Genomic DNA, 9,849 nt, shown 5'->3' on the forward strand with positions numbered 1-9,849 from the left:
TTTTTAGGATTTGGCTATAGATGACTTTTATCACATTTAAAGTCAAAAAAAGAGCGCAAATTAAGCACTCTTTTTAATTGATATTTTTTTATTACAAACGCATTTCAATGCCTTGGTTGGCAAGGTATTGTTTGGCTTCAGGAATAGTATGTTGCCCAAAATGGAAGATAGATGCGGCAAGAACAGCATCAGCACCACCATGAATAATACCATCTGCCAAATGTTGTAAATTACCAACACCGCCAGAAGCAATGGTCGGAATAGTGACGCGATCATTAATTTGACGCATTAATTTTAGGTCATAACCTGCTTTGGTGCCATCGGCATCCATTGAGGTAATGAGTAATTCACCTGCACCGAAGTCAGCCATTTTTACAGCCCAATCAATAGCATCAATACCTGTTGCTTTGCGACCGCCGTGGGTGAAAATCTCCCATTTATTGTCACCCGTTTTTTTCGCATCAATAGCAACAACAATACATTGAGCGCCAAAACGCTGAGAAGCTTCTTGTACAAACTCAGGGTTAAATACCGCAGCAGAGTTAATACTGACTTTATCTGCGCCTGCATTAAGCAATAAACGAATATCTTCAACTTTACGAACACCACCACCAACAGTAAGCGGTACGAATACAGATTCAGCCATACGCTCAACAGTGCGGTAGGTTGTATCACGACCATTTGAGGTTGCTGTAATGTCTAAAAAGGTAATTTCATCTGCACCTTGTTCGTTATAACGACGTGCGACTTCAACTGGATCACCTGCATCACGAATATCTAAAAATTGGACACCTTTCACCACGCGGCCATTATCGACGTCTAGGCAAGGAATAATACGTTTAGCAAGCATAAATTTTTCCAGTAATTACAACATATTACGAAACTGACCTACGGTTGGTGCTACACCTTGGTAGATGGACAATGTATTCTATCAAAAATATGTAAGTTTTTTCGCAGGTTTTCTATGTCGGTTTATACCACTTTGACTTTAATGGAAGTTCAGGACTTCTCTTCACCTTATGGATTAGAGGTAATTGACCTGATTCCAATTCAAGGAGGTATTCAAAATACAAACTATTTTATTGTCACAAAAGACGGTCATCAGTTTGTACTCACAGTATTTGAAGAGATAGATGAACACGGTGCAGGTGAGCTTGTACCTGTATTGGAGCATTTAGGAAAAGCTGGCTTAGCTGTGCCCGTTCCTTTAAGTCATTCAGGAAAATCTATTCATAGTATTAAGAATAAGCCTGCACAAATTGCGCCACGTATGATGGGAGAACATCCCATGCCATCAACTATTGAGCAAGTTAAAGAAATTGCCATTGCACAAGCAAAAATGCATGTCGCTTTAAAAGATTTCCCTTTAGAGCGAGCTGAATATAGAGATCAAGCATATTGGGCAAAAGTCACTCAAGAATTAAAACCAACTTTAGATGTTGCCGATAAAACTTTATTGGCTGAATTATTAGGTTTATATGAAGCAATAAGAGCAGCGTATCCCAACCGTCCAAAAGGTTTTATCCATTCAGATTTGTTCCGTGATAACACGTTATTTGAAGGCGATAAGCTCAAAGGTATTTTAGATTTTTACGAATTGAATAAAGATGAATTATTATTTGATATTGCCATTACTTTAAATGACTTTTGTACAGAATATCCAGATGTGCATTTAAACGAAGATAAGGCAGTTGCATTCTTAACAGCTTATGAAACCATTCGACCATTAACTGAAGATGAACGTGCTTGCCTTGAAATTTATTTGGCAATGGCAGCGGGGCGTTTCTGGATGATGCGTTTACAAGTGGCACAAAAAAATGCTGCTGAAGGACGTACAGGCGATGATATTTTGCAAAAAAATCCTTTAGAAATGCGTAATATGCTAATCGAAAGATTAAAGTTTGTTACTGCATAAAAGGAAATAGTAAAAATGCGCGATCAAGGTCGGTTGGTTGAATGGTTCGATGATAAAGGCTATGGATTTATCCAACCTAATGATTCAAAAAAAGGTCGTGTATTTTTACACATTAAAGATTTTGCAAAACAAGGTCCACGTCCAATCGTGGGCTGTGCTTTATATTATCAAGTTATTTTAGATGAAAAAGGGCGTTATAAAGCGCAAAAAGTGGTGTATTTAAAAGCATCTCAAGCAGTTAAATCCAGACATGCATCATCGACATCTAATGTTGTAAAAATGAAGAAGAAAATGCAGCCCATGCAAATGTTATGCATTGGCTATATTTTACTTTTAGCTGTTTTAACCTTGTCGGGTTTATTCAGTGGAATTTTCTTATTATTTATTAGCTTAATGAATGCTGCGACGTATTGGTTTTATATGCAGGACAAAGAGGCTGCTCAGTTAAACAAACAGCGTGTTCCTGAAAATTCTTTGCATCTTTTGGCTTTTTTAGGCGGTTGGCCTGCGGCATGGCTTGCACAACAACGTTTGCGTCATAAAACACAAAAACAACCATTCAGAAAGATTTATTTTTGTACTATAGCTTTTAACATTCTTTTAATTTTATGGTTAGTCTCACCATTAAATCGCTTTTCTATTTAATGAGATATAGTTTTTAGAGGGTATAAAATGAATTATTCAATAGATAAAGACTCAAATCGCACACTCACCATTGTTTTATATGTTCTCTATATTGTTGCAATTTTTTCAGCGGGTATTTTGGCAATTGTTGCACTCATTATTAATTATATTAAGCGTGATGCAGTCAAAGGTTCTATTTTTGAAAGCCACTTTACATGGCAAATTCGAAGTTTTTGGTGGTATTTAATTTGGAATATTGTCGCTTTTGTTCCGTTCTTATTCTTATTTTTCACGGGTGAAAACCCAGATGCCTTTGTCGGTGTTGCATTTGGTGCATCTGCATTTTGTGTCGCGATGATTGCACTTTCATGGGTATGGATTGTATACCGTGCAATTCTTGGTTTAATTCGTGTGAATGATAATAAACCAATGTATCAATCTTAAATTTTCAAATTTAGGATCAATCGAATATGAGTTAAAAAAAGAGCTTAGTTAAGCTCTTTTTTTTCATCTTTGTTTTTTAATAATTTATTTAAAAACTTAGGTTTGAGTTCACTAAGCATCACACCTAATACCACCAATGCACCACCAACAAGTGCAAGAAATGGAAGTCGTTCTCCTGCAATACGTCCAATCAGTGCCGCCCAAACAGGTTCTCCTGCATAAATAATGGCAGCTTGTGATGAATCTACAGATTGTTGTGCCCAGTTCATAACAAGTTGAATGCATGCACTTGCACAGCCTAAGCCACATAAAATAACAATAAGCATCCAATGAAAATCGGGTAGACCACTTTCACCCAATAATGGACTCATGATAAAACAGAATAAAGATGCGAAAATAAGTTGAAGAACAGTCACGCGTCTTACATTCACTTTTCCTGCAAAATAACCAATGAAAATGATCTCAAGTGCAATCGCAATAGAGCCGAAAATAGTGATGATTTGCCCAAAGTTAAGCTGAATTTGTTGAAAGCCATTACCTGTTAAAAAGATGAGCCCGACAAATGCAAATAGGCAGCCAATCCACGTCATGATATATGGTTTTTTACGAAAGATAAGCCACATAAAAATAGGGACAAGTGGAACGTAAAGTGCCGTTAAAAATGCAGATTCACTGCTACTAATGGTTTGTAAGCCAATGGTTTGCGTGCCATAACCAATGGCAATAACGGCACCAATAACAGCACCTGCAAATACTTCTTTTAAATTAAAATCTTTTAAATATTTGATAGAAATTAAACTGACTGCAAGGGCAGCCGCTGCGAAACGTAAAGCCACAAACATAATGGGGCTACTAAAATTCAGCGCATATTGCACCGTAATGAAACTTCCGCCCCAAATGAATGTAATGAGAATAAGCGAAAGTTGTGGCGCTTTAGATTTAATCCAAGTGGGGGATAAGAAAGCCATGAAATTAAGTCAAAACCCTAAAATTGGTGAAATGAAAAAAGAGGTCAAAAGACCTCTTTTTTGTACAAAGGACGAATTACACTTGGTCTAAAAGTGCTTGTGCTTCACGAAGATTCAGCGTGTTTTCATAAATTGCACGACCTGTAATTGCACCTAAAATGCCAGGTTGACCTTTCAAATTACGAACGTCATCTAGGTTAGTTACACCACCTGACGCAATAACAGGTAAACCTGAATATGTTGCAAGATTAACAGTTTGTTCAACGTTAACACCTTGCATCATGCCATCACGTGCAATATCTGTATAAACAATGCTAGAAACGCCAGCATCTGCAAAACGTTTAGCAAGATCAGTTGCTTTAACGTCAGTGACATTTGCCCAGCCGTCAGTTGCAACCATGCCATTCATTGCATCAATACCGACAATGATATGACCTGCGAATTTTTTACATGCTTCTTCAACAAATGATGGATCTTGAACGGCTTTTGTTCCAATAATCACATAAGAAACACCTGCATCTAAATAATGCTCGATAGTTTCTAAAGAACGAATACCGCCACCAATTTGAATTGGAAGATTTGGTTGAGCTTTACAAATGGCTTCAACAACAGGTTTGTGAATAGGCGTACCTGCGAAAGCACCGTTCAAATCTACTAGATGGAGACGACGAGCACCTTCATTTACCCAATGTTGTGCAGTTGCAACAGGATCATCAGAAAATACGGTATCGTCTTCCATACGACCTTGTTTTAAACGGACACATTTGCCATCTTTCAGGTCAATTGCAGGGATGATCAGCATGCTTTCGCTCCTAGCCAAATCTTGTTGAATTTAATGGCGACAATCTTAACAAAGTATTGGCAATTCTCTAAGCATCTGATGATGGTTTTATTTTAATCGGGCGTATTCGGGGCTTTAAATTGGTGTTTGGAGCTTTAAATTGGTGTTCGGAATGTTTTTTTGGCAATAAACCTAAGCGTAAAAGTTCTTCAAAAACTAAAATTGCACCGTAAGTATCTGCTGCTGCATAAGAAATTTGTTGAGGTGTTAATTCTTTTCTTGCCCAATTTGAGGTACTTATTTTTTTAGATTTAGGAAAATGCTCGTTAAATAGTATCGCAATTGCATTTTTTAGACCCACTTGGTTTTTATATCCAAAGCTAGAAAAGCATTTAGATAATTCAATAATACTATTGAGTTCGATACCTTTTTTTCTGAAAAGATGAGCGTCATTTTTTAAGCCGAAACCGATTTTAATTTGGTCGTGACTGCTAAAAATGGGTGCTAGAAAATTAAGAATTTCAGGGTTTACTTGGAATAAATAGGCTTTTTCTAATGTAGCAAGTTGAATGAGGTGAGGGCCTGTTTGCGTTTCACCTTTGGTAAATGTTGGTTTAGATTCTGAATCGAAGCCGAATAAAGCAGTGTTATAAAGTTCTTCTTGTAATGCTATGCATTGATCGAGTGTTTGTAGCACAACAATTTGATTTGATGATAAGTTTTTAAATAATGGAAGTTTGGAAATTTCTTCTTTTGATAATAAAGCAATTTGTTGCGCTTCCATATAATTTCAAACTTAAATCCATAATTTTTGAGATTAAAGGGTTTTGAGTGTTTAAGCAAAAATAAAGCCTGAATTATCAGGCTTTATTTGAAATTGCTTTTTATTGTTGATGATTTTGCTCAATTTGGATCTGCTTAGAGCGTTCAACATAATCCTGATAAGCAGGAATAGAAATTGCGGCCAAAATACCAAGAACAAAAGTTACAGGAATACAAATAATATAAATCCACCCCAATACTTTTTCCCATCCAACTGTTAAACGAGGATTTCCATAACGGTTAAGTGAAGGGTCGCCTTTTGCACAAAGTAAATAAATAATTAAGATTAGATTAGCGATTGGTAAGAGAACGAGAAGAGAAAGCCAACCTGATTGATTTTTATCGTGTAAACGTCTAATGATAAAAACAAAAGAGAAGTAAATCCCTAAAGCATAAATCACAACTGAAAAGAAAAATATCCCTGAATAGATTGAGTCGGATTGTTCAGAGCTTTGAAAAAAAATCGATGCTAATATGAATAGAGCCAATATAAATATTGCAAGCAGTAAGTTCCATGCAGCAAATGATAGTCGTCCAAAACGACCATTAGCTTTGAAAGCTGAATCTTTAGTTTGTTGAATAGGTGAATTCATTTTTTAATAATCCCAAAAATAAAATTTGTTATAAAAAACTTTTAAAAAGAAAAAATATGCTGTTTATAGAGATATTGCGCGGTGAATAATATTTGCTTTATGGTTAAAAATAAAGCCCACCGAAGTGAGCTTTTTTGAAATCATTTGAAAAATTAGATGTTCCATTCCACAAAGTTTTTAAGCAATTGCAAACCTGCTGTATGACTTTTTTCAGGGTGGAACTGTGTAGCAAATAAGTTCTCTTTATGAATCGCTGTACAGAACTCAAGACCATAATCACATGTTGCAGCAACAAGAGATTTATCTTGTGGTTCTACATAAAAACTATGTACAAAGTAGAAACGAGCATCTTGTTCGATGTCTTTCCACATAGGATGGCTTGGGTCTGCTTGATGAACTTGGTTCCAACCCATGTGCGGTACTTTTAAACCATCAACATCGGGGAAGCGTTTAACAGCACCTTCAAAAATACCCAGTGCATCTGCACCGCCATTTTCTTCAGAACGTTGCATTAACGCTTGCATGCCTACACAAATGGCAAGAACAGGTTTATTGAAAACGGCATTACGCACAACTTCATCAATACCTGCTTCATGCATACCTTGCATACAATCACGCATTGCGCCCACACCGGGAAATACAATTTTATCTGCTTGTGCAATTAACTTTGGATCATTTGTCACATCAACAGTTGCACCCACATGTTCTAATGCTTTTGCTGCTGAGTGAAGATTTCCCATGCCATAGTCTAAAAGGGCAATACGGGTCATTACAAAGTACCTTTGGTTGAAGCGACAGTATTTTCTGCACGAGGATCGACTTCACAAGCCATACGAAGCGCACGTGCAAATGCTTTAAATACACTTTCAATTTGGTGATGGCTATTTTTGCCTTTCAAATTGTCAATGTGAAGCGTCATTAATGCGTGGTTCACAAAGCCTTGGAAAAATTCAGAGAATAAATCGACGTCGAATGAACCAATCAATGAACGTGTAAATGGAATATCCATCCATAAGCCCGGACGACCCGATAAGTCGACAACGACACGGCTTAAAGATTCATCAAGTGGCGCATAGAAATGACCATAGCGTTTTAGACCTTTTTTATCGCCCAAAGCTTGTGCAAAAGCTTGACCAAGCGTGATACCGCAGTCTTCTACCGTGTGGTGATCATCAATTTCTAAATCGCCATCACAATGAATATCAATATCAAATAAGCCGTGTCGCTTGATTTGATCGATCATATGATCTAAAAAGGGAACACCTGTATTGAGGGTGCCTTGACCCGTACCATCAAGATTTACACGAACACGAATTTTAGTTTCGTTGGTATTTCTTACCACTTCACTGATACGCTGCGTCATAAACACGTTCCTCAAAAACGTTGAAATGATTGATATAAAATGTTTTTAGCGGTGACTAAATACCGCATATTAGATTGCTCAGGAGGGTTAATCAATGCCTATTAACGTACATGCCATAACTTCTATCGAAAATGATGAAGTCCGTACTCAGCTTGAGCGACTGTATGACACTAGCCCAGAGTTTGCAGATGGGAAAGATGCCACAGAACAACTTGAACAAAACTTAGATCAGTATACATTACTTTACATCGCAGAATTTAATACAAAAATTATTGGAGCGGTATGGTGTACAGGTCAGGGGGAAACTCGAACGATTGAGAACATTGTGATTCACCCTGCAAACCGTGGTCGTGGCGTTGCAGAAAGATTGGTGAGTGAAGTTTGCCGAATGGAAGAAGAAAAGGGTGTGACTACTTTTGTTCCCGGATGTGGTGCGATTCATCGTTGCCTAGAAAGTCTAAACAAGCTTTAATTTTTAAAGATGATTAAATAATCGTTTGTAAATTAAGCAAAATTCAACGTAATGCGTTAAATATGATTTAAAAGTGAACATTTGATTCAATATCAAAGAAAGTCACTTGACGTGTTCACTGTGAAATTGTTTAATACGCGTCATCGGCGTGATAGCTCAGTAGGTAGAGCAACGGATTGAAAATCCGTGTGTCCCCAGTTCGATCCTGGGTCTCGCCACCATATTCAAACGTGAAAACGTTTAAAAAAATCTCTAACATATGTTGGAGATTTTTTTTGTGCAAAAAAAAGGCACTCAAATAAAAAAGTTAGGATTTATATTGACTATTAACTCGAGATACGGCTTAATACACCGCATCGGCGTGATAGCTCAGTAGGTAGAGCAACGGATTGAAAATCCGTGTGTCCCCAGTTCGATCCTGGGTCTCGCCACCATATTCAAAAAACCTCAAACATTGTTTGGGGTTTTTTATTGCTTGAAATTTGTGTCTAAGCATTGTTTTACTAGGTAAATTCGCTAAATTAGAACTTCAAATAATGCGAATATTTAAATTAAAAATGAAAGATTTATTCTCAAGTCAGAGTTCGCTTTATCAAAAAGCTAGACCAAGCTATCCGCAAAGTGTAGTCGATGAAATATTGAAGCATGTAGAATATAAAGAATATGCTTGGGATTGTGGTGCAGGGTCGGGGCAATTTACTCAATTATTAAGTCCATATTTTTCGAATGTTATTGCAACAGATTTAAGCCAGCAACAGCTCTCACAAGCACCCACTTTCAAAAATGTAGAATATTTGGTTCAAGCAGCAGAACAGAATAATTTTCCATCGGCTTATTTCGATTTAATTACCGTGGCACAAGCCATTCATTGGTTTAATTTTGAAAGTTTTTATAAAGAAGTAAAGCGTGTATTAAAGCCTAACGGTGTTTTTGCTGTGATCGGCTATGGTTTGCTTCAACTTAAAGACTCAAAAGTGAATGATCTTATTCAAAAGCTTTACTTTCACATATTGAAAGGTTATTGGGATGCAGAGCGTAAATATATAGATGAAGAGTATTTAACCATTCCATTTCCTTTTCAGGAAATAGCCATATCTAAAATGCAGATGGAATATGTTTGGTCGGCAGAACAACTTTTGGATTATTTAAATACATGGTCTGCAATTAAACATTATAAAATCCAGAATTCAGATGATCCTTTAAGTGAGTTAAAGCAAGCATTGGAAAATTCTGCACAATCTTTTGCAGTTGAATTTCCTATTTTATTTAGAATGGGGCGGTAAATGTTGAAAGGTGTTTTTAATCTGAGATCAGTCGTTTCCCAAAACAAACTGCTTCAATTTCTTCATAGCCCAATTGCTCATAAAAGTTTTGCACGTCGATATTGTCTTTACGAATAAGAAGTTGAAGCTTTGGGCAACCAAGGGCAATTAAACGCTTTTCTAGTTGCTGTATTAGCGCTGTAGCAATGCCATTGCGTTGAACATGTGGATGAACCGCTAAATAGTTTAACCAGCCTCTATGACCGTCATAACCGCCCATAAGTGTAGCTATCAGCTCATTGTCTTTGACTGCCACTAAGAAAAGCTCATCTTTTTGAGCGACTTTTCTAAAAATATCAATTTCTGGGCTATTCCACGGACGTGTTAAGTCACAAACTTCCCAAAGTGAAATCACATCTTCTAAATCAGTTTCTGTAAATTGTCTGATAATAAACATATTTGTTTAAAAGTAACCTAATTAGGATAAGTCGAGATTAATTCATAATTGTATGAATAGTAAACAGTTTTGGTGCTAAATTTTAAGGTATAAAAAAACGCCCCGAAGGGCGTTTTTATTTTGCTAAATATTAGGGTCTGTTGACATT

General features: G+C 36.7%; 13 protein-coding genes and 2 tRNA genes. 7 read left to right on the forward strand and 8 right to left on the reverse strand.

From position 1 onward, the window contains the following. Positions 1-91: 91 nt before the first annotated feature. Positions 92-850, reverse strand: a complete 759-nt coding sequence (gene hisF, locus A6M14_RS12240) for an imidazole glycerol phosphate synthase subunit HisF (RefSeq protein WP_152875396.1) — start codon at positions 848-850, stop codon at positions 92-94. Between the two features lie 114 nt (positions 851-964). Here hisF and A6M14_RS12245 point away from each other — a divergent pair, with 114 nt between their 5' ends. Genes A6M14_RS12245 through A6M14_RS12255 form a run of 3 tightly spaced genes read left to right on the forward strand, consistent with a single transcriptional unit; the run spans position 965 to position 2,983 of the window. Continuing rightward, positions 965-1,915 (forward strand): homoserine kinase, encoded by a 951-nt coding sequence (locus A6M14_RS12245; RefSeq protein ID WP_152875398.1) that lies wholly within the window; start codon positions 965-967, stop codon positions 1,913-1,915. A gap of 15 nt (positions 1,916-1,930) precedes the next feature. Continuing rightward, positions 1,931-2,560, forward strand: a complete 630-nt coding sequence (locus A6M14_RS12250; RefSeq protein WP_152875399.1) for a DUF1294 domain-containing protein — start codon at positions 1,931-1,933, stop codon at positions 2,558-2,560. A 27-nt stretch (positions 2,561-2,587) separates the two neighbouring features. Further along, positions 2,588-2,983 carry a DUF4870 family protein gene (locus A6M14_RS12255; protein WP_152875400.1) on the forward strand — a complete coding sequence of 132 codons (396 nt, stop codon included), beginning with the start codon at positions 2,588-2,590 and terminating at the stop codon, positions 2,981-2,983. 44 nt (positions 2,984-3,027) lie between these two features. On the opposite strand, the gene A6M14_RS12260 is transcribed toward A6M14_RS12255, so the two are convergent. The 6 genes from A6M14_RS12260 to hisB form a co-directional block, all read right to left on the reverse strand. Continuing rightward, positions 3,028-3,951 (reverse strand): DMT family transporter, encoded by a 924-nt coding sequence (locus A6M14_RS12260; protein ID WP_152875401.1) that lies wholly within the window; start codon positions 3,949-3,951, stop codon positions 3,028-3,030. A gap of 76 nt (positions 3,952-4,027) precedes the next feature. Next, positions 4,028-4,753: a 1-(5-phosphoribosyl)-5-[(5-phosphoribosylamino)methylideneamino]imidazole-4-carboxamide isomerase gene (gene hisA, locus A6M14_RS12265; RefSeq protein ID WP_152875402.1), complete on the reverse strand. Its 726-nt coding sequence runs from the start codon at positions 4,751-4,753 to the stop codon at positions 4,028-4,030. Between the two features lie 67 nt (positions 4,754-4,820). Then, positions 4,821-5,516, reverse strand: coding sequence for a 3'-5' exonuclease (locus tag A6M14_RS12270; protein ID WP_152875403.1), 696 nt, complete (start codon positions 5,514-5,516; stop codon positions 4,821-4,823). Between the two features lie 100 nt (positions 5,517-5,616). After that, positions 5,617-6,147: a DUF805 domain-containing protein gene (locus A6M14_RS12275; protein ID WP_152875404.1), complete on the reverse strand. Its 531-nt coding sequence runs from the start codon at positions 6,145-6,147 to the stop codon at positions 5,617-5,619. A 152-nt stretch (positions 6,148-6,299) separates the two neighbouring features. Further along, a complete protein-coding gene (gene hisH / locus A6M14_RS12280) occupies positions 6,300-6,917 on the reverse strand; it encodes an imidazole glycerol phosphate synthase subunit HisH (RefSeq protein WP_152875405.1) in 618 nt (205 codons plus the stop codon). Further along, positions 6,917-7,510: an imidazoleglycerol-phosphate dehydratase HisB gene (hisB, locus tag A6M14_RS12285; RefSeq protein ID WP_152875406.1), complete on the reverse strand. Its 594-nt coding sequence runs from the start codon at positions 7,508-7,510 to the stop codon at positions 6,917-6,919. Before hisB ends, hisH begins: the two co-directional genes overlap by 1 nt. 94 nt (positions 7,511-7,604) lie before the next feature. Here hisB and A6M14_RS12290 point away from each other — a divergent pair, with 94 nt between their 5' ends. The 4 genes from A6M14_RS12290 to A6M14_RS12305 all read left to right on the forward strand — a co-directional run bounded on the left by A6M14_RS12290 (position 7,605) and on the right by A6M14_RS12305 (position 9,265). Beyond that, positions 7,605-7,982: a GNAT family N-acetyltransferase gene (locus A6M14_RS12290; RefSeq protein WP_152875408.1), complete on the forward strand. Its 378-nt coding sequence runs from the start codon at positions 7,605-7,607 to the stop codon at positions 7,980-7,982. 145 nt (positions 7,983-8,127) lie between these two features. Continuing rightward, positions 8,128-8,203 (forward strand) — tRNA-Phe (locus A6M14_RS12295). 137 nt (positions 8,204-8,340) lie between these two features. Further along, a tRNA-Phe gene (locus A6M14_RS12300) sits at positions 8,341-8,416 on the forward strand. A gap of 123 nt (positions 8,417-8,539) precedes the next feature. Continuing rightward, entirely contained in the window at positions 8,540-9,265 is a 726-nt protein-coding gene (locus tag A6M14_RS12305; protein WP_152875410.1) for a class I SAM-dependent methyltransferase, read from the forward strand. Between the two features lie 16 nt (positions 9,266-9,281). On the opposite strand, the gene A6M14_RS12310 is transcribed toward A6M14_RS12305, so the two are convergent. Beyond that, positions 9,282-9,701 carry a GNAT family acetyltransferase gene (locus tag A6M14_RS12310; protein WP_152875411.1) on the reverse strand — a complete coding sequence of 140 codons (420 nt, stop codon included), beginning with the start codon at positions 9,699-9,701 and terminating at the stop codon, positions 9,282-9,284. Positions 9,702-9,849: the final 148 nt, after the last annotated feature.

Origin of the sequence: Acinetobacter portensis (assembly GCF_009372215.1) — a bacterium.
Classification (GTDB): domain Bacteria; phylum Pseudomonadota; class Gammaproteobacteria; order Pseudomonadales; family Moraxellaceae; genus Acinetobacter; species Acinetobacter portensis.